The organism is Alteromonas sp. 38 (assembly GCF_902506055.1).
GTDB classification, from domain to species: domain Bacteria; phylum Pseudomonadota; class Gammaproteobacteria; order Enterobacterales; family Alteromonadaceae; genus Alteromonas; species Alteromonas lipotrueae.
Window position 1 is genome coordinate 1463247 of record NZ_LR733300.1, and the last position, 23542, is coordinate 1486788.

24 protein-coding genes and 3 tRNA genes are annotated in these 23542 nt (G+C 43.7%); 24 read left to right on the plus strand and 3 right to left on the minus strand.

Annotated features, from left to right (window positions below; translation table 11 throughout):
• Positions 1 to 2 precede the first annotated feature (2 nt).
• Positions 3 to 335 carry a stress response translation initiation inhibitor YciH gene (yciH, locus tag FLAVO9R_RS06225; RefSeq protein ID WP_159534435.1) on the minus strand — a complete coding sequence of 111 codons (333 nt, stop codon included), beginning with the start codon at positions 333 to 335 and terminating at the stop codon, positions 3 to 5.
• Between the two features lie 196 nt (positions 336 to 531).
• Between yciH and FLAVO9R_RS06230 the strand changes: the two genes are divergently transcribed.
• The 8 genes from FLAVO9R_RS06230 to FLAVO9R_RS06265 all read left to right on the plus strand — a co-directional run bounded on the left by FLAVO9R_RS06230 (position 532) and on the right by FLAVO9R_RS06265 (position 9365).
• On the plus strand, positions 532 to 837 hold the full coding sequence (locus FLAVO9R_RS06230) for an STAS domain-containing protein (RefSeq protein ID WP_159529723.1): 306 nt from the start codon (positions 532 to 534) through the stop codon (positions 835 to 837).
• 38 nt (positions 838 to 875) lie between these two features.
• Positions 876 to 2528, plus strand: a complete 1653-nt coding sequence (locus tag FLAVO9R_RS06235) for an ATP-binding SpoIIE family protein phosphatase (protein ID WP_159529725.1) — start codon at positions 876 to 878, stop codon at positions 2526 to 2528.
• 99 nt (positions 2529 to 2627) lie between these two features.
• The gene (locus FLAVO9R_RS06240) at positions 2628 to 3068 is read left to right on the plus strand and encodes a tellurite resistance TerB family protein (RefSeq protein ID WP_013784886.1); all 441 of its coding nucleotides are present in this window, start codon (positions 2628 to 2630) and stop codon (positions 3066 to 3068) included.
• A 244-nt stretch (positions 3069 to 3312) separates the two neighbouring features.
• Positions 3313 to 5349, plus strand: a complete 2037-nt coding sequence (locus FLAVO9R_RS06245; RefSeq protein ID WP_220099803.1) for an EAL domain-containing protein — start codon at positions 3313 to 3315, stop codon at positions 5347 to 5349.
• Positions 5350 to 5653: 304 nt separating this feature from the next.
• Positions 5654 to 5935, plus strand: a complete 282-nt coding sequence (locus FLAVO9R_RS06250; protein WP_232370592.1) for a calcium-binding protein — start codon at positions 5654 to 5656, stop codon at positions 5933 to 5935.
• A gap of 103 nt (positions 5936 to 6038) precedes the next feature.
• The gene (locus FLAVO9R_RS06255; protein ID WP_159534439.1) at positions 6039 to 7436 is read left to right on the plus strand and encodes a sensor histidine kinase; all 1398 of its coding nucleotides are present in this window, start codon (positions 6039 to 6041) and stop codon (positions 7434 to 7436) included.
• Position 7437: 1 nt separating this feature from the next.
• Positions 7438 to 8022, plus strand: coding sequence for a hypothetical protein (locus tag FLAVO9R_RS06260; protein ID WP_159529729.1), 585 nt, complete (start codon positions 7438 to 7440; stop codon positions 8020 to 8022).
• A 2-nt stretch (positions 8023 to 8024) separates the two neighbouring features.
• Positions 8025 to 9365: a sigma 54-interacting transcriptional regulator gene (locus FLAVO9R_RS06265; RefSeq protein ID WP_159529731.1), complete on the plus strand. Its 1341-nt coding sequence runs from the start codon at positions 8025 to 8027 to the stop codon at positions 9363 to 9365.
• Between the two features lie 115 nt (positions 9366 to 9480).
• Here FLAVO9R_RS06265 and FLAVO9R_RS06270 read toward each other — a convergent pair whose 3' ends face one another.
• Together FLAVO9R_RS06270 and FLAVO9R_RS06275 are read right to left on the minus strand one after the other, a co-directional pair.
• Complete coding sequence (locus FLAVO9R_RS06270; protein WP_159529733.1) at positions 9481 to 9969, minus strand: GAF domain-containing protein; 489 nt, start codon at positions 9967 to 9969, stop codon at positions 9481 to 9483.
• Positions 9970 to 10144: 175 nt separating this feature from the next.
• Positions 10145 to 11092, minus strand: a complete 948-nt coding sequence (locus FLAVO9R_RS06275) for a DUF72 domain-containing protein (RefSeq protein ID WP_232370593.1) — start codon at positions 11090 to 11092, stop codon at positions 10145 to 10147.
• 162 nt (positions 11093 to 11254) lie between these two features.
• Between FLAVO9R_RS06275 and aspS the strand changes: the two genes are divergently transcribed.
• The 16 genes from aspS to nadA all read left to right on the plus strand — a co-directional run bounded on the left by aspS (position 11255) and on the right by nadA (position 23441).
• Positions 11255 to 13015, plus strand: coding sequence for an aspartate--tRNA ligase (aspS, locus tag FLAVO9R_RS06280; RefSeq protein ID WP_159529735.1), 1761 nt, complete (start codon positions 11255 to 11257; stop codon positions 13013 to 13015).
• A gap of 3 nt (positions 13016 to 13018) precedes the next feature.
• Entirely contained in the window at positions 13019 to 13459 is a 441-nt protein-coding gene (gene nudB / locus FLAVO9R_RS06285) for a dihydroneopterin triphosphate diphosphatase (protein ID WP_013784877.1), read from the plus strand.
• Positions 13459 to 13977, plus strand: coding sequence for a crossover junction endodeoxyribonuclease RuvC (ruvC, locus tag FLAVO9R_RS06290; protein ID WP_159529737.1), 519 nt, complete (start codon positions 13459 to 13461; stop codon positions 13975 to 13977). Before nudB ends, ruvC begins: the two co-directional genes overlap by 1 nt.
• 124 nt (positions 13978 to 14101) lie before the next feature.
• Positions 14102 to 14722: a Holliday junction branch migration protein RuvA gene (gene ruvA / locus FLAVO9R_RS06295; RefSeq protein ID WP_159529739.1), complete on the plus strand. Its 621-nt coding sequence runs from the start codon at positions 14102 to 14104 to the stop codon at positions 14720 to 14722.
• 81 nt (positions 14723 to 14803) lie between these two features.
• Positions 14804 to 15808, plus strand: a complete 1005-nt coding sequence (gene ruvB / locus FLAVO9R_RS06300) for a Holliday junction branch migration DNA helicase RuvB (protein ID WP_057792964.1) — start codon at positions 14804 to 14806, stop codon at positions 15806 to 15808.
• 447 nt (positions 15809 to 16255) lie between these two features.
• Positions 16256 to 16654, plus strand: coding sequence for a tol-pal system-associated acyl-CoA thioesterase (gene ybgC / locus FLAVO9R_RS06305; RefSeq protein ID WP_159529741.1), 399 nt, complete (start codon positions 16256 to 16258; stop codon positions 16652 to 16654).
• Positions 16644 to 17336, plus strand: a complete 693-nt coding sequence (tolQ, locus tag FLAVO9R_RS06310) for a protein TolQ (RefSeq protein ID WP_159529743.1) — start codon at positions 16644 to 16646, stop codon at positions 17334 to 17336. Before ybgC ends, tolQ begins: the two co-directional genes overlap by 11 nt.
• Positions 17337 to 17384: 48 nt before the next feature.
• Positions 17385 to 17810 (plus strand): protein TolR, encoded by a 426-nt coding sequence (gene tolR / locus FLAVO9R_RS06315; protein ID WP_057792958.1) that lies wholly within the window; start codon positions 17385 to 17387, stop codon positions 17808 to 17810.
• Positions 17811 to 17818: 8 nt separating this feature from the next.
• On the plus strand, positions 17819 to 18598 hold the full coding sequence (tolA, locus tag FLAVO9R_RS06320; RefSeq protein WP_159529745.1) for a cell envelope integrity protein TolA: 780 nt from the start codon (positions 17819 to 17821) through the stop codon (positions 18596 to 18598).
• A gap of 4 nt (positions 18599 to 18602) precedes the next feature.
• Entirely contained in the window at positions 18603 to 19958 is a 1356-nt protein-coding gene (gene tolB, locus FLAVO9R_RS06325) for a Tol-Pal system beta propeller repeat protein TolB (protein ID WP_159529747.1), read from the plus strand.
• 40 nt (positions 19959 to 19998) lie between these two features.
• Positions 19999 to 20565, plus strand: coding sequence for a peptidoglycan-associated lipoprotein Pal (gene pal / locus FLAVO9R_RS06330; protein WP_159529749.1), 567 nt, complete (start codon positions 19999 to 20001; stop codon positions 20563 to 20565).
• On the plus strand, positions 20565 to 21353 hold the full coding sequence (gene ybgF, locus FLAVO9R_RS06335; RefSeq protein ID WP_159529751.1) for a tol-pal system protein YbgF: 789 nt from the start codon (positions 20565 to 20567) through the stop codon (positions 21351 to 21353). Before pal ends, ybgF begins: the two co-directional genes overlap by 1 nt.
• Positions 21354 to 21688: 335 nt before the next feature.
• Positions 21689 to 21764, plus strand: a tRNA-Lys gene (locus FLAVO9R_RS06340).
• 24 nt (positions 21765 to 21788) lie between these two features.
• Positions 21789 to 21864, plus strand: a tRNA-Lys gene (locus FLAVO9R_RS06345).
• Between the two features lie 95 nt (positions 21865 to 21959).
• Positions 21960 to 22035 (plus strand) — tRNA-Lys (locus FLAVO9R_RS06350).
• Positions 22036 to 22385: 350 nt separating this feature from the next.
• The gene (nadA, locus tag FLAVO9R_RS06355) at positions 22386 to 23441 is read left to right on the plus strand and encodes a quinolinate synthase NadA (protein ID WP_159529753.1); all 1056 of its coding nucleotides are present in this window, start codon (positions 22386 to 22388) and stop codon (positions 23439 to 23441) included.
• The last annotated feature ends 101 nt before the right edge of the window (positions 23442 to 23542 follow it).

The following is a 23542-nucleotide window of genomic DNA, read 5'->3' on the forward strand; positions in this document are numbered from 1 at the left end:
AATTAACCCCCAGCAATTTTAGCGCTAAAGCCCTTATCCTGCAGTAAAGCTTTTAACTTCTCGCGGTCATCCGTTTGAACTTCAATGTGTCCATCTTTAACCGCGCCACCACAGCCACACTTCTTTTTTAATTCAGTGCCCAGTTTTTTTAACGCATCGGGGGCTAAATCAAGCCCTTTAATTATAGACACGCCTTTTCCTTTGCGGCCTTTTGTTTCTCTGTGTATACGAACAATACCATCGTCGGAAGTGGAACGCTTTGCTTCTTTAGGCGAAGGTTTAACTTTACCTGTATCGGTACTGTATACCAGCAGTGCATCTTGCCAATCTTGCATTTTACCCTCTGATTTTTTCCTGTGCGTTAAACGAGCCATATTTAGGCTTATCTACAATTGTAGCATGGCATGCTGAAATATCTGCGCTAGAATAAATTCTAGTAAAGCCTAAATATACGCTGAGTTCATTCCTAGAATAATACGGGATAAAAGGAAATGGGGAAGCAGTGTAGTTAACGGAAGAAGGAGTGATTAAATGAATGTATTAAAGGATAAGGTCAATGAGCAAGAGACTTTAATCATAGAGATGGGCGAAAAGTTCGATTTCAGCAAAGTGGAAGCATTTCGCTCAGCCTATCAAGATTTAGACTCTGATGTTAAGCACATCACCGTTGACTTAGCTAAGACAGAATACATGGACAGTTCAGCCTTAGGTATGTTGCTTAATATGCAAAAGGTATTATCACAAAGGTCACTGACATTTAGTATTGAGAATAGCCGACCACCCGTGGAGCGAATACTAAAAATATCGCGTTTTGACAAAAAATTTATTATTCGTTGAGACGCAGCGGTAAGTCAGCAACAGGGCGCTAACATTACATGAAAATTCTTATCGTTGATGACGAACCAATAAATCGCACCATGTTAGTTAGCATGTTAAGCGAGGCGGGGTTCACTGATTGTGTTGAAGCTGCATGCGGTGAGGACGCGTTAACGATAGTTGAACAAGCGATACCCGATTTAGTATTACTTGATGTAATCATGCCCGGTATGAGTGGTTTCGAGGTTGCACCACAAATTAGAACCTTAGCCGGTGGCCGATACTTACCTATTTTATTCATCACCGCGCTGGATGACAAAGAAAGTCTGGTTAAATGTTTAGAGGTAGGGGGGAATGACTTTGCGACGAAACCTTTCGACAAACATATTCTCACCGCTAAAATTCGCGCTCACGAAAAAATTCGTAACCTAAGCGCTCATATTGAACAACAAAATGAAGAGCTTAGATTTTATCAACAGCGGGTAGCAAGGGAACATGCGATTGTTGAGCATATTTTTAGTCATGCCATTGTTAACAAAGGTCACGTTCTTAAATATTTCGATCATGCATTAACGCCTGCGGAAACATTTAATGGCGATGTGTTTGTGTGTGAAGCTAGCCCAAGTGGCGGCCTGTACTTTTTAGTGGGAGATTTTACAGGGCATGGGCTTGCATCAGCCATTGGTGCACTGCCGGTAACCCGGGCATTTCAAGAGATGTCAGCAAAAGGGCTGTCGGTCAATGAAATGGCGACAGAGTTTAATAAAATACTATTGCGATTTTTACCCAGCGATATGTTTATGGCTGCGGTTGTCGGCGAGGTTGGCTCTGATGGTTCACGTATCACCTTGTGGCAAGGTGGTATGCCACAGATGATGGTGGTGTCAGGCAAACGGCGATTTATCAAAACGATTTCTTCACCTCATATGGCACTGGGTATTCTTGAGCAACATGAGTTTGACAGTGAATGCGAAATTTTTGAAATGCTGGCAAATGACAAGTTAATTATCTATTCCGATGGACTAACAGAAGCGGTTGATGCTGACGGAAATATGCTAACCGAAGAGGGGGTAAAACAATGGTGTGCTGATGCTAGTGATATTACTGCCGACGGGATTTTTAATCACGCTAAAGCATTTTCGGCTACGCCTAGTTTTGACGACGATGTTTCTGTGGTTATCTTTAAAAGTCAGTCGTTAGAAGGCGTGCAGCCCTATAGAGCTACCGACGATATTCCATTGAATATAGTTATTACCTTGAGTGCCAAGCATTTGAAGCAGCCCGATATTCAAACCCGTATGCTCCACCAAACCTCTCAGTGTAGCGGTATTGAACATGTTCGTTCGGTGCTTTTTACCGTGGTTTCCGAAATGTTTAGCAACGCCTTAGAGCACGGTATTTTGAACATGGACTCACGTTTAAAGCACTCACCAGAAGGCTTTCAACTATATTATGAGCAGCGAGAAAAGCTGCTGAGCGCCCTAGATGAAGGGACGATTATTATTAGTATTGAGTTTGATCCTGTGAAAAAGGTTGTCTTTCTTTCAATAGAAGACAGCGGCAATGGTTTTGATTGGGAGCGTAAAGCCAGCCCCGAAAGTAATGACTCATTCGGAAGAGGGCTGGGCCTTATTAGAGCGCTAAGTAGTAAAGTGTGGTTTGAAAAAGGCGGGCGAAAAATAAACTGTTTGCTCAATACAGCCGTTGAATAACTACCACTAAACTAAAAATGCCAACGATTTGCCGTATATTCCCACTTCAGAACGGTGGATATGTTATGCAATAGCGTCGTTGTTTAATTGGAGCGCCTAATGCTTAAATCTTTGTTACAGCTTTTCGAAACGAAAGAGTCAGAAGAGCAACAGAAACATACTGTCGAACTTGCCACTGCTGCATTGTTAAGTGAAATTATGCGGGCTGACGATAATGTTACAGACAGTGAGCTTAAAGCTTACAAAACGCACTTATATAAGCAGTTTGAGCTCTCTGATGATGAGCTAAAATTGCTAATGGAAGAAGGTCGTATGTCAGCAGAAGAAGCTGTCGATTTAGTACAATTTACTAAGATAATTAATCAAACGTGTGATCCAGACCAAAAGCGGGATATTCTCGAAGGCTTATGGGTTATTGCTTATGCAGATAATCAACTTGCTCCTATTGAAGAGCATACAATACGGCGTATATCAGATTTACTACATGTGCCGCATTCCCATTTTATTAAAGCCAAACTGCATGTTTCACCAGAAAATTAATACAGTACTTGAAACACTTGCTCGCTATTAATAATGTAAAAAGTTCTTGTTACACAGGTAATTAGTGAAAAATAATGCTATAAATAAATCATGATTTTCTGTGGTCTCAGACATCGTCGAGATTGTGATAATAACGTAAGATTTATTTAAAACATGATTGCAATGTATAACGCGGGTGGTGTTTAAGCAAGTGGGTGTATTTAAGTCTATAAAGGCCCCAATTAGTATTGTCGTAACTTTGTCTATGTCAGTTATGGCTGCAGCTGTGTTGTGGTTTGCGGTAATAGAGCACAAAGCGCTTTATCTCAATTTGGCCCATTCTCATACGATTTCTCTTGGCAATGGCGTGGTGAAGAACATAGCGCCATCCATGTTATTGAATACCGAAAAGTCCTCCTCTATTTCAAATGTTCTGCTCCTATTAAAGGAGCATGAACATGTTATCGCAGCAAGAATTTATGATAGTAACTTTACTCTTTTACTAGAAGAAGAGGGCCCATCTGCTATTAGGTTGAACGAGCCCTTTTTCAATATGCTTGACCCATTAGGATTACCCGAAGGGGTATCCTCAGAAAATGACGTGATTATTGCACGACGGGTAATAGGCTCTTCGCAAAAGCCTGATGGTTTCTTGGTACTGTTCGTTGATGCCAAGGCACCGCTTTCGGGAAGTATTAAGGGCTTATTGTTGAATGTGTTACCCCTTATCTTCGTGCTGTGGGTAATAAGTATAATAGGCACATTGTTTTTCATTCATCGTGTATTTCGCCCTTTGAGTGAGTTGAGTTTTTTCACCAAACAAGTCACAGATACAAAAGATTATGCGCTGCGACAAAACCTAACGTCGAGAGATGAAATAGGAGAATTAGGAGAAAACATCAATCGCCTTTTAGAAATGATTGAGGTTGAGTTACTCATCAATCATGAACAAAATCAAACGTTGGTCGATCAACAGGAAACTATGATTCGCCTGGCTAACTATGACAGCCTAACGGGGTTGCCCAATAGACAATTTGTGCTTGATAACTTGCGGTTAGAATTAGCCCGAGCGCGAAGAAATGATGATGATCTTGCGCTTCTGTTTTTCGATTTAGATGGGTTTAAAGGAATAAACGATTCACTAGGTCATGAGACCGGCGATTTAATATTGATAGAAGTAGCAGATAGGGTTAGCGCCCTGTTGCGAGAAGGGGATTTGGTCGCCCGTTTAGGGGGCGATGAGTTTTTAGTATTACCAGACAGGGAAACGCGAGATACCAGTCTCGAAAATATGGCGGGTAGATTGATTAATGCCTTTACCAGTCCTTTTGAACTGCGTGGGCTGTCGCTGTCTGTTGGCGTTAGTGTGGGCGTAGCGCGAGCCATAGACGCCGACTATGATTTAAGTGAACTCATGAGCAACGCAGATCTTGCCATGTACCGCTCTAAAGCCAAAGGGCGTGGTAGCTTTACCATATTTACGCCCGATATGGTGGAGTCACATAAGCGTAAATTCCATTTAGCCAATGCCATAGAGCAAGGATTAAAGAACAATGAGTTTATGGTGTACTTCCAAATTAAAGTCGATCATAAAGGGAAAGTTATCGGCTTAGAGGCACTGCTTAGGTGGCAACATCCTGAATATGGTTTAGTCATGCCGAATGAGTTTATTCCCATTGCGGAACAAGGCGGCAAAATATCTGCCATTACCCGGTGGGTAATTGAAAAGGTCTGTATTGACCTACCCAAATTAAGAGAATGGCTTCCCCATCGTTTTCGTGTGTCAGTAAATTTATCAGGTCACGACCTTCGTGATAGTAATCTATTTGACAATATCTATGAGATTTTTACGCGCCACAATGTAAACCCGGAATACGTAGAATTCGAGGTAACTGAGTCTGCTTATTTAGAGAATTTTGCGTCTTCAAATAAATTCTTTAAACGCATGAGCAACATGGGGTGCGCCATTGCCCTTGACGATTTTGGCACGGGTTATTCTTCGCTAAGCTATTTAACCCAAATTAGTATCGATACCTTAAAAATTGATAAGCAATTCGTACACGAGTTAGAAACGTCCGAACGCAGCCGGTTAGTAACGGGCGCTATTATCGATTTGGCCAAACGTCTTTCACTGTCTGTATGTGCTGAAGGTATTGAGAATGAAACCCAGTGGCATTATTTGATTGATCACGGTTGTGACTACATTCAAGGGTTTATGTTTAGCAAACCCATTCCTATGGATGAGCTCGTTCAGTCACCTAAACAGTTTTACATAGGTAATACTGATAATAGTGAAGCGTAGGTAGACACCCAATGCCAATGCATTGCGCTTTTTATTAGGTTATGTTAACCAACTGTTCTAAAAGACTGTTTCAGCAACCTATTTTGAAGCATTATCAGGTTATTGGATACATTTACAACTGTTCGTGTAACTGTGTCTGTTTATAGATACAGTGAGCAGGAGGTTAGTTGATTTACGTATTGTAAGTACTTGATATATAGTTGTATTGTATTTTTGGCTCAATTTTAGCTTACCAAATCAGAGTTAACAGAGTTATCGAAGTTAGTTTAAGGGATTTATAAACAAGCAGTAATGCGGAGGATTCATGATGAAACGACTAGAGAAGGTTTTTCTGATTTTACTTACTATCGCGGCGATACAAGCTATTTCGGTAGTTGAAGCGCACGCGTCACCTGCGAAAACGTTGATGCAGCAGTTAGATACTAATAAAGACGGCCTAATATCACTGAAGGAAGCGGTTCGACATACCGAACTATTGCGTAACTTTGGGTTAATTGACGACAATGAAGATGGCAAATTAACTGAAGCCGAATTAGCAAAAAGTAAACTAACACCAGGAAATGCAAAATCTGCCGTCAGTAAATAGCTGCCGTTAGCGTATGAAATAAATAATAGCCTAGCAGATGCGCCTGCCGGTGCTTGTTTGAAGGAATACCACTCTGATTGAGAAATTTTCATTTGGTGAACGGCTGGTTCAGCTAGGCTCTTTACGTCAACTCACGCTAGGTAGCTTCGTGCTGGCGTTAATCCCATTAATTGCGCTGTTGTGGCAAAGTCAAAGTGATTTAGCCAAAGTAGGGCAAATGACCACGCTGGAAACCCGTTACGTGGTTGATGTCGTGGGGGATATGCAACGCCTAGACGGTGCCGTCGTGGACTTAGAGCGAAGTATTCGCCAATACGCCGTTATTCGAACCGAGAAAGTTGCCACGTTATCCGACAATGCACTCGACCAGTTCGCGGTGGCCGCAGATAACCTTTGCCAAGCCTTATCTGTTCAGGGAACCTGTGAAAGGTTGTCTGAACAATTAGGCGATCTTTCTGATTACCGCTTAATTGAAGATCAACTCCTACTCAATGCCTACCTTGCTAACGTATCACGAAGTGTTTCACAACTTCGTGACGACGTGGAACTCGCGATTTCCGAGCGGGTCAAAGTTCAGCAAGATGACTTAAACGCGATGCAAGCAAAGCAGGCATGGTCTACGGCGATGTTGGTAAGTGTTTCCTTGCTGCTTATCCTTTTGGGAAGCCAACTGATTGTTAATCCAGTCAATAAACTAAAGCAGATAATACGGATAGTGGCTCATCAGCAAGGTGATCTTCCTCCTTTATCTCGCCAAGCGCCGCGAGAGCTAATAGATGTGGAGAAAGATCTACATTGGCTGTACGATCGGCTTGGTCAGTTAGAGCATATACGCACAGCACTATTGCGGCATGCTGCTCACGAATTGAAAACACCGTTGGCCAGTATTAAGGAAGGATGTAGTTTATTATCGGAAAATGTTGTGGGCGATTTAAATGATGCTCAACGTGAAGTGTTGTCGCTACTTAGCGCAAGTACTCAGAGATTGAACACATTAATTGAAAAATTACTCGACTATAACTTGTTGTTACAGCAAGCTCAGCCCAACATCGTCAATACTGATGCGAAGAAGTTGGTTGATGCATGTCTGGGGGATTACGCCCTCGCGCTGCAAGAGCGAGAAGTTACCGTATCGGTAGAAAATAGCCATATTTGGGCTGACGAAGAGTTATTTCGACGAATACTCGACAATTTGGTGTCTAACGCGGTAGCACATGGTGCAGTAGGACGACCCATTAATGTACATATATATTTAAATAATAACTTTGCTATATTGGACGTTGCAAATCGAGGCAAGCGGATTGCCAAAGAGTCGGTTGCAACACTGTTTGAACCTTTCACCCGTGGCGCTGAGCCGAGAAATGACAATGTTATAGGTACAGGATTAGGCTTATCAATTGTTGCGGATTGTGCGCGACTGATGCATGGCGACGTGCAAGTTGTCGATGTTGATTATGCTGATGTGTGCTTTAGGGTGACGATTCCTCAACAGGAAAAATAAAATGAGAATAAGTTGTATGATACTGGCCCTGACGATGATGTCGGGTTGCAGTGTGTTGTCTAAGCAGCCAATCGAACAGAAAATTGATGTTCCACTACCCCAGATCATTGAAGTGGCTGTAGACGACGATATTTGCCTGTTCACTTCAGAACCAGAAAATTTTGATTACAATTGCAACATGACTTACTGGTTGGAAGTTTGGCTTGAAGCTGATGCCACGCCTTGGATAGAGCGTAAAGCGCAGTTGACAGCGCTTGGTCAATCGAAAAAAGACAAAATTCACGCTTACCTTTTATCCTTATCCAGTGACACCCCGTATCAAGATAGGCTACGAGCCCAACTCTCTATAGATGATTTAATGCCTGAATTTACCGACGCCGCCGCGTTGGTCATTCAAGTTGTGGTAAGTAACCCAAACAAACAGTTAATGGAACTTGAGTCTGCGTTGAGTGTATTAAGCAAAGAAAATACCCTTCGAGGTCAAGAATTACAAAAGCTGTATGCTGAGCTTAAAGCTCAGCAGAAAAAACTAGAAGAACTCCTCCAAATTGAAGCAACACTTATGGATAAAAACAGGAACAACTAACAATGAGTGAAAGTAGTAAGAACAAACCCCATTTATTGTTGGTTGATGATGATAAAAGTTTACTTCGTCTTTTGACCATTCGGTTAGAAGGTGAGGGTTATCAAGTTACTGCCGTTGAAGATGGTAATGCGGCGTTAAGAAAACTTCAAAATGATGCTTTTGACGTAGTCCTCAGTGATTTGCGTATGCCTGGCCTTGACGGGTTAAGTTTATTTGAAGAAATCATGGGCATTCGAAAAGATATTCCCGTTATTTTGATGACCGCTCACGGAACCATTTCTGATGCGGTTGCGGCCACCCAACGAGGTGTTTTTGGCTTTCTTCCAAAGCCAGTCGATCATGATGAACTGCGTACCTTATTACAAAAAGCATTAAGTCAGTCACAAGCAGCCCAGCCCGGTGAGTGGGCGAAAAGTATCGTTACCCGCTCTCAAGATATGCTTAATGTACTTGATCAAGCGTACCGAATTGCACAGCGAGAAGTTAGCGTACTCATTAGCGGAGCAAGTGGAACAGGTAAAGAGTTACTAGCGAATGCAATGCATCAGGCAAGCGATCGACGTAACAAGCCATTTGTTGCTATTAACTGTGGCGCACTGCCAGAAAACTTACTTGAATCAGAGTTATTCGGGCATGCAAAAGGTGCTTTCACTGGAGCGGTAGCCGCTCACCCAGGTTTATTTCGAGAAGCCGATGGCGGTACTCTATTTTTAGATGAAATTGGCGATATGCCAATGACACTACAAGTTAAACTATTACGTGCGTTACAAGAGCGTCAAATCAGGCCTGTAGGCAGCAGCAAGCATGTAGATATTGATGTTCGTATCATTTCGGCTACTCACAAAGATTTGCTCAAAGAAATGGAAGAGGGCACTTTCAGGGAAGACTTATATTACCGCTTAAATGTGGTGAACTTAAAGCTTCCGTCGTTGAAAGCGCGTAGCGAAGATATTCCATTACTTGCTCGTTCATTGTTACAGCAAAGTGCTCAGCGTCATGGCGTGAATGTTAGTCAGTTTTCAGACGATGCTATGCAGCTGTTAGTGAAATCATCTTGGCCAGGAAACGTGCGTCAATTAGTGAATGTGGTAGAGCAATGTGTTGCCTTAACACAAACCCCGGTAGTGCCTCTGCATCTTGTAGAACAAGCGCTATCAGCTACCAAACAAAGTTGGCCAACGCTGACCGAAGCCCGTGATGCCTTCGAGCAACAGTATTTGAACAAGCTTTTGAAAATGACGGATGGAAACGTAACCCGCGCGGCTGAGTTAGCCGGTCGTAACCGAACCGATATGCATAAGTTAATGAAGAAGCATGACTTAGATGCGGGAGACTTTCGTTAGTACGACCCCTACTGGAAGTATCTTTGAAGCGTAAAGCGTAAAAGCTGCCACCTAATGTGGCAGCTTTTTTCTTTTAGATTAGTGGGCTTTAATAGCCTTGTTAGCGATTGTTAATCTACCATTGATTCTCATTAATGATGGTTTCCGCTTTCTTGGCCATCTCTTTTAACATAAGAATTTCTTCAGCAGAGAACTCTCTCGGTTCATCATGAATAACACATAATGTACCAAGCTCGTACCCATCGTTAGAACGAAGAATAGCGCCAGCATAAGAGCGAATGTAAGGCTCACCTTTAACCAAGGGGCCGCCTGCAAAACGGCTGTCTTTTGTTGCGTCGGTTACAATTAAATATTCTTCTTCCGCTATTGCGTAAGTGCAAAATGAAATATTGCGCGGTGTTTCTGACACATCTAAACACTGGCGAGACTTAAACCATTGTCTGTCTTCGGCAATTAAGCTCACCAAGCAAATTTTGCATTTAAAATATTCTTGGGTTGCTTTGGTAACGGCATCTAGCTGTGCGTCGGGTTTGGTGTCTAGAATGTTTAAATTTTCTAGGGCTTTTAATCGCAAGGTTTCGCGATCAAGCGTTGGTAATTCCATTAATTATTTCACTTAAATAAAAAGTTACTATTGAGACTGTCTCAATAGCTTTCAGTTTATAGGAAGGTAAGCATAAGCACTAGTTAATATTCTTAATGTATGGTGCATGGCTTTGCTATTTAAAATAGTTAAAACAGCAGCACTTTTAGCGAAATTTATGCGCAGCAAATGCACGCTAAAACAAGGCGTTTTGGCTCGGCTGTTGTTTAATGGCAAGGTTAGGAATTGCCGCATCACCATGCTTTTGGTTGTACAAATCAATAAACTGCTGCGCCAACCACGGGGCGTCTTTGTTATCGGGTCGATGACAAAAGAAATACGGGCTTTTTCCTTCTAGCCGCCATTGATGAATTTTATTCACCCAAGGCGTTAAGCACGCAATATTATCTTCGTCCGTATCATTTCCTACAAAACGAACGACAGGGTTATTCGCGGTGGCAATCACATTCACCGGGACTCTAGGTTTTTTATGTCGTACCTCACTTAATAGCGCACTGTTGCTAGCCCTTGTATTAGCCCCTGTATCTAGCCTTGAAACAGGGCCGGTAAACAAGGCGCGGGTGTCCATAATAATGCGGTTGGCGTTGTGCTCAATTAATAATTGGTTTAACTGTTTCTCTTCATCGCCTTTTTTAAAAAAAGCCAAATTCCTAACCTCAACGGCCACCTTAATATGGCGTGGTAAATGACTTAAAAACGAAGCCAGTCGCTCGAGTTTTTCAGGGCCAAAGCTTGCAGGAAGTTGCAACAGCATCACACCGAGTTTGTGCTCAAGTTGCGCAAGAATTTGTAATTGTTCGTTCACTTCATCTTCGCAATGCAATAATTGGTGAACATGCGTGATTTGCTGGTTAAATTTAAAGGTAAACGAAAAGTCGCTACCTACAGATTGTTCCCAGCGTGCTACCGCATCTGAATGGGGGAGAGAATAAAAGGTTGTATTTCCCTCAACCGTATTACACTCATTAGCGTAATGAACCAGTTGATTGTCACTTTTTGGGTAATTAGCAAACCAGGTTTTTGGCCAATGACTATGCTGCCACTGCGGCAGGCCAATAAATACCTCGGGTAGCGCCGAAGAAGTTGATAATTTAGTTACTGCAGGATTGTTTGTATTTGTCATTGGGCTTTAGTGCGCATTTGTTTATACTATGCGACCTTAATTTAACACATAGTGCATGATGGCAAGGGGCGCGATCGCCTCATTGTAGAGTAATGGCAAGCAGGTTCAAGGGTTTGCCAACCATCGTGTAACGCAAGATAAGAATATCAGGGGTCAACGACCATGCGCACAGATTACTGTGGGAACATCGATTCATCATACATTGGGCAAGAAATCACCCTATGTGGTTGGGTAAACAAACGCCGTGATTTAGGTGGCGTTATCTTCATCGACTTACGAGACCGCGAAGGTATCGTTCAAGTGGTATTCGACCCTGATTTACCAGAGGTATTAAGCGTAGCGAATAAACTTCGCGGTGAATTCTGCGTGAAGCTTACCGGTAAAGTACGTGCTCGTCCTGAAGGTCAAATGAATAAAGATATGCGTACCGGCGAAATTGAAATTTTGGGCACAGGCCTAGAAATCATCAATCGCTCTGATGCGCTGCCACTTGATTGGAACCAAGAGAACTCTGAAGAGCAGCGTTTACGCTACCGTTACCTTGATTTACGTCGCCCTGTTATGAGCCAGCGCTTGCAGTTCCGCGCTAAGGTAACTGGTGCAGTACGTCGTTTCTTAGAAGGCGAAGGCTTTCTAGATATTGAAACCCCTATTTTGACCAAAGCGACACCTGAAGGTGCTCGTGATTATTTAGTACCTAGTCGTACGCATAAAGGCGAGTTCTTTGCACTGCCGCAATCGCCACAACTGTTTAAGCAATTGCTGATGATGTCTGGCATGGACAGATACTATCAAATCGTAAAATGCTTCCGTGACGAAGATTTGCGTGCCGACCGCCAACCAGAATTTACTCAAATCGATATCGAAACTACGTTTTTAGATGCCGATGGCGTAATGGCGATCACTGAAAGCATGATCCGCGATTTGTTCAGCACTATGTTGAACGTAGATTTAGGTGACTTCCCACGCATGACCTACGCCGAAGCAATGAAGCGTTTTGGTAGCGATAAGCCTGATTTACGTAATCCACTAGAGCTTACCGATATTGCTGACCTACTTGAAACTGTTGAGTTTAAAGTATTCAGTGGCCCAGCTAACGATCCTAAAGGTCGTGTTGCTGCTATTCGCGTACCAGGCGGTGCTAGCATGTCTCGTAAGCAAATTGACGAGTACACCAAGTTCGTAGGCATTTACGGCGCGAAAGGTTTGGCATGGATGAAAGTAAACGAAATGGCACCTGGCCAAGAAGGTTTACAATCACCTATTCTTAAATTCTTAAGCGAAGATATTACCGACGGTATTTTACAGCGTACTGGTGCTCAAGCTGGCGACATCTTGTTATTCGGTGCCGACACTAACACAGTAGTTACCGAAGCTATGGGCGCACTTCGCCTTAAGCTAGGTGAAGACTTCGAGCTGTTAGAAGGTGAGTGGAAGCCGTTGTGGGTTGTCGACTTCCCTATGTTTGAAGAATTCGATGGACAGCTTCATGCTATACACCATCCGTTTACTGCACCTCGCGGCTTAACCGCAGAAGAGCTTAAAGCCAACCCGGTTGGCGCATTGTCTGATGCCTATGATATGGTATTAAATGGTTGCGAGCTTGGTGGTGGTTCAGTACGTATTCACAACGAAGAAATGCAATCTGCCGTGTTTGAGATTTTGGGTATTGAAGAAGAAGAAGCGAAGAATAAATTTGGCTTCTTACTTGATGCTTTACGCTTTGGTGCGCCGCCTCATGCAGGTCTAGCGTTCGGTTTAGATCGCCTTGTTATGCTTATGACTGGTGCTAGTTCTATTCGAGATGTAATGGCATTCCCTAAGACCACGACAGCGGCTTGCCCATTAACATCTGCGCCAAGTCCAGCGAATCCACAGCAGTTGGAAGAGTTGGCGATTGCAACGGTAAAAAAGCCGTCGTAAACGATGGCTTATAAAAAGCCCGAGTCGGTCCTTGTGGTGTTGTACGATCAGCACCATAAGGTACTTTTGCTACAGCGCAATGACGACCCTGAATTTTGGCAGTCGGTTACCGGCGCAATGGAAGATGGCGAGCTCCCTATTGAAACCGCATACCGAGAAGTAGCGGAAGAAACAGGGATTGACGCCAAACAACTGTCTATAGAAATGTTTAACCACAATAGACAAAACCAATACGAAATTCGCAGCCGCTGGTTGCATCGATATCCCCCCGGAACACGGTTTAACACCGAACACGTTTTTTCTCTTCAAGTAGACAGTACCTTGCCGTTGGTGCTTACTGAACATTTGCAGTATGAGTGGGTAGATAAAGCACAAGCATTAGCGCGACTTTGGTCGCCTTCAAACAAAGAGGCGGTATCAATGTTTGTACCAAACGTACCTTAATGGTTATACTGGGTATAGATCCAGGTTCTAGGGTTACAGGCTACGGCGTTATTGAGCGTAAGCAGGGTAAACTTGTGTATGTGGCGAGCGGTTGTATTCGCGTTGGAACGGCAGACTTACCGTCCAGGCTTGCCAATATTTATACCGGCATTAGCGATATTATTCGCCAGTACAACCCTGCACAATTTGCTATCGAGCAAGTGTTTATGGCAAAAAATCCCGACTCTGCTTTAAAGTTAGGGCAAGCCCGCGGTGCCGCTATTGTGGCAGCCACTCAAGGTGATTTGCCAGTAGCAGAATATTCGGCTAGGCAAATTAAACAAGCAGTAGTAGGTAAGGGTAGTGCAGATAAAACCCAAGTGCAGCACATGGTGAAGCATTTGTTGAGTTTAAGTGGTACACCTCAAGCTGATGCAGCTGATGCTCTTGCGGTAGCGCTATGTCATGCTCATACCGAGCAAAGCTTGATTAATATGGCAGGGCAAGCACGCAAAACCGTGCGAGGCCGTTTGCGTTAATTGTTTTGTTTGCTCTAGCGTTGTTAAAAACTCGCATAGCGGTAACCACTTTTTTGTAACTAATAGAACCTTCCTATTCGTTTTATTTCCCTACATTGGGAAAATACCAGGTAAGAGAGCAGTCATGATTGGACGTATTCGCGGTACATTGGCCGAAAAGCAGCCCCCAGAAATATTGGTAGATGCAAATGGGGTAGGTTATGAAATTCATATGCCAATGACCAGCTTCTATCAATTGCCAGCCGTAGGTGAGGAAGTGGTAGTTTATACCCATTTCGTCGTGCGAGAAGACGCGCAATTGCTGTTCGGTTTTGCCGATAAAATGGAGCGAGGATTATTCCGAGAGCTAATTAAAGCGAATGGGGTGGGCCCTAAATTAGGCTTAACCATATTATCGGGTATGTCCGCAGGCCAATTTTTATCAGCGGTTCAAAATGCAGACGTTTCTGCGCTAGTGAGCTTGCCGGGCATTGGTAAGAAAACGGCTGAAAGGTTAGTGGTTGAGTTAAAAGATAGGTTAGCGAAGTTTGGCAAAGTACAAAGTATTGTCATTCCACCGCCCAGTGGGGATTTACTTAACACCAATACGCTAGTAGAAGTAAACGACACGAGAGAAGATGCCCAGAGCGCGCTAGTGGCACTAGGCTATAAGCCTGCGCAGGCCAGTAAACTTATCGACAGTGTTTATAAAGAAGGCATGGAAAGCGAATCGCTAATTCGTGAAGCGTTAAAAGCCGCTATTTAAACCTTTTTAAACAGAAGCCAAGACTAAAACAAGCTAGCGCGATAGGCCTACGTAGCCGATTTACATTAAAGCAGAGCCCTAATGATAGAAGCTGACAGATTAATTACGCCCGACGCGAGTACCGAAGATGAAGTTATCGACCGTGCTATTCGCCCTAAAATGCTTGATGATTACACAGGCCAGCCTCACGTGTGTGAGCAGATGGAAATCTTCATTCAGGCAGCTAGAAAGCGTGACGATGCCCTTGATCACTTATTAATATTTGGTCCGCCAGGGTTAGGTAAAACCACCCTAGCAAATATTGTGGCGAACGAGATGGATGTCAGCATTAAAACCACCTCTGGTCCCGTACTTGAAAAAGCAGGTGACCTAGCGGCATTGCTGACTAACCTTGAACGCAACGATGTGCTTTTTATTGATGAAATTCATCGATTAAGCCCTGTAGTGGAAGAAATTCTGTATCCCGCCATGGAAGATTACCAGCTGGATATTATGATAGGCGAGGGGCCAGCAGCCCGCTCTATCAAACTTGACTTACCACCTTTCACCTTAGTGGGAGCTACAACGCGGGCAGGTTCGCTTACATCGCCATTGCGAGACCGATTCGGCATAGTTCAACGACTCGAGTTTTATTCGGTTAAAGATCTCACCACCATTGTGGCTCGTAGTGCGAGTTACTTGAATTTGGATATGAGCCCAGAAGGCGCACAGGAAATTGCACGTCGCTCTAGAGGTACACCGCGTATTGCCAACAGGCTATTACGACGGGTTCGAGATTACGCAGAAATTAAATCTGATGGTACGGTAGGCGTTGAAACCGCAGCAAAGGCATTGGATATGCTTGATGTAGATAAAGAAGGTTTCGATTACATGGATCGGAAATTGCTTTGTGCCATTATAGAGAAATTTGATGGCGGCCCAGTAGGGCTAGATAATTTAGCTGCGGCGATTGGTGAAGAGAAAGAGACTATTGAAGATGTTATTGAACCCTTTCTAATTCAGCAAGGTTTCTTACAGCGTACCCCGCGTGGGCGTATCGTCTCGCAACGCGCCTATCTTCACTTCGGTTTTACACCTTCTGTTTAGCGGCTTACCCTTTGTGTATTTGTATGAGCAAGCCCTATGTTTGCTCATGCTTAGTTTCTGTTATTTAGCACACCCTTTCACTTTTCTTCAGATAAAAAAAAGCCCGCTCAATGAACGGGCCAAAACAACAAGTGTTAAAGGAAATAAATCCAGGGAACTCATATCTAACAGGAGAAAAACTCTTGCATAACCGTGTGATACACCATTACGCTCTGTAGAACTGATGCTGCGTATTATAGGCTTAGTTTGAATTCTTACAATTGAGTAAAATTGTTTTTTAGCCTTAGAAAAACTAATGTGTTGCAGTGGTGTTAATGGTTTATCATTTTATCATTAAATTCTTCTGAAAATGGGGTGTGTAGGGTGAATATTATCGTTTTTGTAAGTCTGTAATACGATAAATAACCAAGGTTAACGATTAATTTTATTGACGGTGAAAGAATATTTATGCATTTACACCAAGTAAGAGTGTATTACGAAGATACTGATGCGGGGGGCATTGTATATTATGCCAACTACCTCAAGTTTATGGAGAGGGCAAGAACCGAGTGGCTTAGAGCCCTTGGCTTCGAACAAGATAGATTAATGGAACAATCAGTGGCTTTTGTCGTCAAACGCGTTGAAATGCATAACTATGCGCCTGCTCGGTTTAATGACCTGTTGAGTATTGAAACGCAGGTTGTAGAATTGAAAGGAGCGAGTATGACGTTTCAACAAACCATTAGAAATAAACAAGATGTAACTTTAGTATCTGCCGATATTCAAGTTGCTTGTGTCAGTCTGGAGACGATGAAGCCCAGACGACTACCACGTACATTGTTAGGGGAAATAACGCGTGTCATCTGATCTTACTTTTATCGGCCTATTTTTGCAGGCCAGCTTTATTGTTCAACTTGTTATGTTGCTTTTATTAGGCGTTTCAGTTGCGTCTTGGACATTTATCTTTCAGCGTAGTAAGGCGCTTTCAAGTGCACGAGAAGAGATGCGTCAGTTTGAAGACAAGTTTTGGTCGGGTGCTGATTTAAATCGACTCTATCAAGAGCTATCTGCTCGCCCTAACTTATCGGGTATTGGCACTATCTTTTGTGCTGGCTTTAAAGAGTTCGTCCGCTTGCGCAAATCGAATTCAGGCACCAATGCTATTGTTGATGGTACTTACCGCTCAATGCGGGTAACTATGTCTCGCCAAGTGGAAGAATTAGAAAGTCGTCTTCCGTTTCTAGCAACGGCCGGTTCTATTAGTCCGTATATAGGCCTATTTGGTACGGTGTGGGGGATCATGAACGCCTTTATCGCTTTAGGTGAAGTACAGCAAGCCACCCTTGCCATGGTAGCGCCAGGTATTGCGGAAGCCCTTATTGCAACGGCTATCGGCTTATTTGCGGCCATTCCTGCGGTTATTGCGTATAACCGTTTCAGTCACCAAGTTGAGAAATTGGAAAACAGCTACGGTAACTTTATGGAAGAGTTTTCTGCCATTCTTCACCGTCAGGCAGTATCTGGTCAAGCTCAGCAGCCGCAAGCGTAAATGCGAACATTGATGCGAGCTTAACTCACTGGTGAGAGAGGAATTATTATGTATGTAAGAAAGCGCCGTAGGCCGGTTTCTGAAATTAATGTAGTACCTTACATCGATGTGATGTTGGTACTACTGATTATCTTTATGGTAACGGCTCCGCTTATTTCGCAAGGGGTTAAAGTTGATTTACCTAAAGCAAGTGCGAACCCAATTGAGCAAGAAGATAATCCACCTATTATTGCGTCAGTAGACGTTAAAGGCCGCTACTTTCTTAACGTGGGAGACGACCAAGAGTCGCCACTGGCACAAGAAGACTTAGCAGCCTTGGTACAAGCTCAGCTACAAAAAGATCCTAATACTCCCGTGGTAGTAAAAGGAGATGGGCAAGTTGCTTATAATGAGGTCATTCAACTTATGGTGTTATTGCAAGGCGCGGGTGTGCCTTCTGTAGGTTTAATGACAGACCCCGTTGAGCCAGAGTAGGTTTATTGATGACTGCAAGTTCTGTTGGCATTTATAAATCTATCGCACTGCACCTTGTTGTGGCTGCAGTGTTGCTAATTAGCGTCAGCTTTTCACCTTCTCCCTTGCCTACAATGGCCACTAATGCGCCGGTTATTGAAGCTACCTTCATTGATGCTCAAGCCATCGCTGATACCAAGAGAGAACAAGCGCAGGCACAAGCGCAGGCAAGAGAGGCAGAAGCGCAAAGAAAGAAGAAAGATGCGCAAGCTGCTGCAGCTAAGCGTAAGAGGGCGGCAGAGGCTAAGCAAGCTAGAGAGAAGAAGCAAGCTGAAGAAGCCGAGTTCAAACGTCAAAAAGAGTTAGAACAGTTGGCTGCGCAAAAGGAGCAACAGCGCAAAGAACGTGAAGCTAAAGCGAAAGCCGATGCAGAGCGTAAGAAAAAAGAAGCTGCTGAAAATGCTGAGATGGAGAGAATTATGCAAGAGCAACTTGCGCAAGAGCAAGCGGCTCAGCAGCAACGAAGACGTGCACAAGTTCTGACTGAAGTAGAGCGCTATACCGCATTAATTCAGCAAACGATAAAACGTAACTTGTACGACGATGACAGCTTTAAAGGTAAGGTATGTAGATTGAATATCAAATTGGCTACCACAGGTTATGTGACTAGCATACGTATCTTAGGCGGGCATGACGCCTTGTGCAGAGCAGCAGAAAGTGCCGTACGCCGTGCAGAAGAACTGCCGGTATCGGATGCGGCCGACGTCTATGAGCAATTAAAAGATATTAACTTAAAAGTGGAACTGTAGTGCAATGAAAAAAACAGGTTTATGGATAGCCGCCATCGCGATGGTATTTAGTGCCAAGGTATTCGCGACGTTAGAGATTGTGATCACCGAAGGTATAAACAGTGCTCGACCTATTGGTGTAGTGCCGTTTAAGTGGAAAGGTGCTGGCACATTGCCTAGCGATATTTCTGAAGTCATTATGGCTGACCTGATGCGTAGCGGTAAATTTAGCCCCGTTGCGACAAGTAAAATGCCCCAAATGCCTGAAACCGCTGATGAGGTTAACTACTCTGCGTGGGCGTCTCTTGGGGTTGATACGGTTTTGGTCGGAAGTATTGAACCTGAAGGTACCGATAGATATTTAGTCTCTTACCAACTGGTTGATGTACTAAAAGGGCAGTTAGACGGTGGCCAGTCTCAGGTATTGAAAAACGGTGAGTTAGTCGTAAGTAACGAACACGTTATAGCGGCGCGCCAATCTATTATTAGCCCTAGAGACTTTAGGCAATACGCACACCGCATTAGTGATGTAGTGTATGAGAAATTGACAGGTGTACGCGGTGCATTCTTAACCCGTATAGCTTATGTTATTGTACGTGACAGAGATACGTACGAGAAACCATATCAGCTAGTGATTTCAGACTATGATGGCGAGAACGAGACGCGCCTGTTGTCGTCACCTGAACCATTGATGTCTCCGGTTTGGTCACCAGACGGTGAAAAGTTAGCTTATGTAAGCTTTGAAAACCGTAGACCTCAAATATTCATACAGGATATATATACAAGCAAACGTACAACGGTTACTGATTTCCCTGGAATTAACGGAAGCCCAGCGTTTTCACCAGATGGCAAGCAACTTGCAATGGTTTTGTCGAAAGATGGGAACCCTGAGATCTATGTTATGGATCTTGCGACGAAAAATTTAACCAGAGTAACGCGCAACCGTGCCATCGATACAGAGCCTTCATGGCTACCTGACGGTAGTGGTTTAATTTTTAGCTCTGAACGGGGTGGTAAACCCCAGATATATAGCGTAAATTTAAATTCTAGAAAGGTAAGACGCGTTACTTTTGTAGGCGAACAGAACTTGGGTGCTACATTAACGCCCGACGGTAAGCAAATGGTAGTGGTTAATCAAACCAATGGAAACTACCATATTGCTAAGCAGGCATTAGACGGCGGCTCTCCTCAGGTACTGACAAGAACCTTTTTGGATGAGTCACCCAGTGTAGCGCCTAACGGTAGTATGATTATTTATAGTACCCTTCATGAAGGGACACAAGTACTTTCACTTGTTTCACTTGATGGACGCTTTAAAGCCAGATTACCGGCAGCCGATGGGCAAGTGAAATCGCCAAGTTGGTCACCATTTTTGTTCTAACAATTGAAATATCAAACAATAACATTTAAGGATTAGTAGGATGCAAATGAATAAATTAATGAAGAGCTTCATTATCGCCTTGCCAGTGGTGACCATGATGGCCTGTTCGTCTGGCCCTAGCGAAGAAGAGCTAGCTGCTGAGCGTAACCGTCTTGCACAAGAACAAGCACAAGCAGAGCAAGATGCTCGTCAAGCTGAAGCACAACGCGTAGAAGCAGAAGCTGCTCAACGCATGAAGCGTTCAGAAGAAATGGTTCAGCAAGAAATGGAAGCGTTGAAAAACGAACAAACGGTTTACTTCGATTTCGACCGCGCTAGCATCAAGCCTGAATTTCAACGTTTACTTGATAAACACGCAGCGTTCTTGGTGAAAAACCCTAACATGAAGGTGACCATCGAAGGTCATACTGATAGCCGTGGTACACCAGAGTACAACATTGCACTAGGTGAGCGTCGTGCCCAGTCTGTTGAAACTTACCTAATGAACGCGGGTGTAAGCAGCAGCCAAATTACGGTTGTTTCATACGGTGAAGAGAAGTCTGCGGTAATGGGTTCAACTGAATATGCATTCGCGCAAAATCGCCGCGGAGTGGTTGTTTACCGATAATGGCTTTTACAGCAATTAACACTATTAAAGCAGGCGTTACCTTGTGTGCCGCCTTTGCTATTTCAAGTTCTGCCTTCGCACAGGCGCCAGTGGTAGATGCCAATGGCGGCAGCAATCTAGAACAGCGTATTGCTGTTTTAGAGCGTATTGTTAAAAGCAGAACTGAAATGCAGCATCGCTTACAAACCCAATTGGACAACATGCAAAGCGAAGTTGACCAATTGCGAGGGTCTGTCGAAGTTAACACCAACGAGCTGGAAAAGGTGCTTGAACGTCAGCGTGAATTGTACCTTGAGATAGATAAGCGTGTTGAGGCACTTAAACAAGGCGGTTTAGCTAACGCTGGTGGCGCTGGCGCCCCGTTAGGTAATTCTGCAGGGGTTACCCCCTCCACAGGCTCATCATCCCCACAAGAGGGGGAGGACGAAGCGTACGACAGTGCTGTTAATCTTATCCTGAAATCTCGTGAGTACGATAAAGCAATTCCTGCTTTTCAGTCATTCATACAGCGGTTTCCGAATAGCGAGTATGCACCGAATGCGCACTACTGGCTCGGTCAGCTGTTGTTTAATAAACAGCAATGGAATGACGCTATTGAGCAATTTAATATCGTATCAAACCGCTTCTCTGATTCAGTGAAGCGTCCAGATGCATTATTAAAGTTAGGTGTCATTGCCGAACGCACGGGCGACAATAGTGGGGCACGAAATTTCTTTCAGCAAGTTATAAGCGAATACCCTAATTCTTCCGCAAAGCGGTTAGCGGAATCTAGATTAAATAATCTATAATGAAAAACCTCTCCTAATGAGAGGTTTTTTTTCGCCCCTTTGAAATTTTATACCTCTGTTGTACTGAACCATCAACAATACTTATGAGTATATTTTTCAAGGAAAATCCAAAAAACACGCATTTTTTTAGACTTAACTCGGTGGCATTTTGTCGGTTTAAAAAAGTTTTGTACTGGTTTTGTGGTAGGAATTATGCGCGATTTGTGTTGATTTTGAGCGGTTGAAAGCTTTTTACTACAAAAATCAAAATAAAAATGCCTTTTGGGTTGCGTCAGAAAAAAATCTGAGTATTATATGCCGCCGTTGCCAAGACACAGGCAACATCAGGAAAGATTGGGTCGTTAGCTCAGCTGGTAGAGCAGTTGACTTTTAATCAATTGGTCGCTGGTTCGAATCCAGCACGACCCACCAATTCTTCTCCTGGCTCCAAATGACGGGTCGTTAGCTCAGCTGGTAGAGCAGTTGACTTTTAATCAATTGGTCGCTGGTTCGAATCCAGCACGACCCACCATCATTTGAAAGCGAAGTTAAATCAAGCTAATACCAACAGCTTGTTTGCTCACCGCTTCACGTGTGAATATGTGAGTAGTACATGTGTTATTTGATGGGTCGTTAGCTCAGCTGGTAGAGCAGTTGACTTTTAATCAATTGGTCGCTGGTTCGAATCCAGCACGACCCACCATCATTTCTTAAAGCGCTTTCTACCACGCTTTCTTTACTACAAATATCAACCCCAAAGCGTCATCTCCAGAAAATGCCTTCTACCTATTACGGGTCTGTGCTAAGGCTGCTCCAGAACACAATATCAAAGTAAAATAAACTTAGCGCTGTCAGGCTATCTTCTGCTAACAATTCCGAAAAAATGTGGTTGCCGCTTTGCGTTAGTTCCTTACTAGCATTTATTCTATCTGTAATTCAATTTTTTAGGATGGTATGGTTGAAAATTGGTCAATCATCCTTAACTAAGTAGTATGTATTTTTTATGACAGTTGGGTATAATCCACGCCCTTGTCACAACCGAGATGTAGGTCAATGTCAGTAGCCTTTCGAGTGGAACAGGTAGAGTATCCTTTTCCCGCTAAACCGCAGCCATTATCAGATGCCCGTAGAGCATCGCTTAAAGCTGAGATTAAATCTTTGCTTAAACAGCGAAATGCTGTGTTGGTTGCGCATTACTATACCGATCCTGAAATTCAGGCATTAGCGGAGGAGACCGGTGGTTGTGTTGCTGATTCTTTAGAAATGGCGCGCTTTGGTCGTGATGCCGCAGAGCAAACGTTAATCGTAGCGGGCGTTCGCTTCATGGGTGAAACAGCAAAAATACTCAGCCCAGAAAAAACAGTACTTATGCCTACACTGGAAGCAACCTGCTCCTTAGACATAGGTTGCCCCATTGAAGAGTTTAGTGCGTTTTGTGATGCTCACCCCGATCACACGGTCGTGGTTTATGCGAATACTTCGGCTGCCGTGAAAGCCAGAGCTGATTGGGTGGTTACATCAAGTATTGCGCTAGAGATTGTTGAGCACCTAGATAGCCAAGGTAAAAAAATCATCTGGGGGCCTGACCGCCACCTAGGTTCGTACATTGCCAAACAAACTGGCGCAGAAATGTTGATGTGGCAGGGCGAATGTATTGTTCATGATGAGTTCTCAGCGCAGAAGCTGGCTGATATGAAAGCGCTGTATCCTAACGCGGCAGTATTGGTTCACCCTGAATCACCCGCTAGTGTGGTAGACATGGCTGACGCAGTAGGCTCAACTAGCCAACTGATTAAAGCGTCGCAAACTATGGCTAACGACACCTTCATCGTGGCAACCGATAAAGGCATTTTTTATAAAATGCAGCAACTCACGCCAAACAAAACGTTTATTGAAGCCCCTACTGGTGGAAACGGCGCAACGTGTAAGAGCTGTGCTCATTGCCCATGGATGGCCATGAACGGCCTTGAGGCGATAAAAGCCTCATTAGGTGCTACGTATGAAGGGCATGAGATTTTCGTTGACGACAGCCTGCGTGAGGGCGCTTTAATCCCACTCGACCGTATGCTCAACTTCTCGGAAGAATTGAAAGCGAAAGGCGGCCTGTAACGCTTAATAAGGCAAAGGCGAGTAATAATTCAGCAGTTAGCGTGTTTTTTCGCGCAACGTCTTGATTAAGACACTCGCTTTACCTACTATACGCGCGCTTA

Excerpts from the sequence above, each read along its gene's own strand:
- yciH (WP_159534435.1), bottom strand. The coding sequence starts at position 335 with ATGCAAGATTGGCAAGATGCACTGCTGGTATACAGTACCGATACAGGT.
- FLAVO9R_RS06230 (WP_159529723.1), top strand. The coding sequence starts at position 532 with ATGAATGTATTAAAGGATAAGGTCAATGAGCAAGAGACTTTAATCATA.
- FLAVO9R_RS06235 (WP_159529725.1), top strand. The coding sequence starts at position 876 with ATGAAAATTCTTATCGTTGATGACGAACCAATAAATCGCACCATGTTA.
- FLAVO9R_RS06240 (WP_013784886.1), top strand. The coding sequence starts at position 2,628 with ATGCTTAAATCTTTGTTACAGCTTTTCGAAACGAAAGAGTCAGAAGAG.
- FLAVO9R_RS06245 (WP_220099803.1), top strand. The coding sequence starts at position 3,313 with ATGTCAGTTATGGCTGCAGCTGTGTTGTGGTTTGCGGTAATAGAGCAC.
- FLAVO9R_RS06250 (WP_232370592.1), top strand. The coding sequence starts at position 5,654 with ATGATGAAACGACTAGAGAAGGTTTTTCTGATTTTACTTACTATCGCG.
- FLAVO9R_RS06260 (WP_159529729.1), top strand. The coding sequence starts at position 7,438 with ATGAGAATAAGTTGTATGATACTGGCCCTGACGATGATGTCGGGTTGC.
- FLAVO9R_RS06265 (WP_159529731.1), top strand. The coding sequence starts at position 8,025 with ATGAGTGAAAGTAGTAAGAACAAACCCCATTTATTGTTGGTTGATGAT.
- FLAVO9R_RS06270 (WP_159529733.1), bottom strand. The coding sequence starts at position 9,969 with ATGGAATTACCAACGCTTGATCGCGAAACCTTGCGATTAAAAGCCCTA.
- FLAVO9R_RS06275 (WP_232370593.1), bottom strand. The coding sequence starts at position 11,092 with ATGACAAATACAAACAATCCTGCAGTAACTAAATTATCAACTTCTTCG.
- aspS (WP_159529735.1), top strand. The coding sequence starts at position 11,255 with ATGCGCACAGATTACTGTGGGAACATCGATTCATCATACATTGGGCAA.
- nudB (WP_013784877.1), top strand. The coding sequence starts at position 13,019 with ATGGCTTATAAAAAGCCCGAGTCGGTCCTTGTGGTGTTGTACGATCAG.
- ruvC (WP_159529737.1), top strand. The coding sequence starts at position 13,459 with ATGGTTATACTGGGTATAGATCCAGGTTCTAGGGTTACAGGCTACGGC.
- ruvA (WP_159529739.1), top strand. The coding sequence starts at position 14,102 with ATGATTGGACGTATTCGCGGTACATTGGCCGAAAAGCAGCCCCCAGAA.
- ruvB (WP_057792964.1), top strand. The coding sequence starts at position 14,804 with ATGATAGAAGCTGACAGATTAATTACGCCCGACGCGAGTACCGAAGAT.
- ybgC (WP_159529741.1), top strand. The coding sequence starts at position 16,256 with ATGCATTTACACCAAGTAAGAGTGTATTACGAAGATACTGATGCGGGG.
- tolR (WP_057792958.1), top strand. The coding sequence starts at position 17,385 with ATGTATGTAAGAAAGCGCCGTAGGCCGGTTTCTGAAATTAATGTAGTA.
- tolA (WP_159529745.1), top strand. The coding sequence starts at position 17,819 with ATGACTGCAAGTTCTGTTGGCATTTATAAATCTATCGCACTGCACCTT.
- tolB (WP_159529747.1), top strand. The coding sequence starts at position 18,603 with ATGAAAAAAACAGGTTTATGGATAGCCGCCATCGCGATGGTATTTAGT.
- pal (WP_159529749.1), top strand. The coding sequence starts at position 19,999 with ATGCAAATGAATAAATTAATGAAGAGCTTCATTATCGCCTTGCCAGTG.
- ybgF (WP_159529751.1), top strand. The coding sequence starts at position 20,565 with ATGGCTTTTACAGCAATTAACACTATTAAAGCAGGCGTTACCTTGTGT.
- nadA (WP_159529753.1), top strand. The coding sequence starts at position 22,386 with ATGTCAGTAGCCTTTCGAGTGGAACAGGTAGAGTATCCTTTTCCCGCT.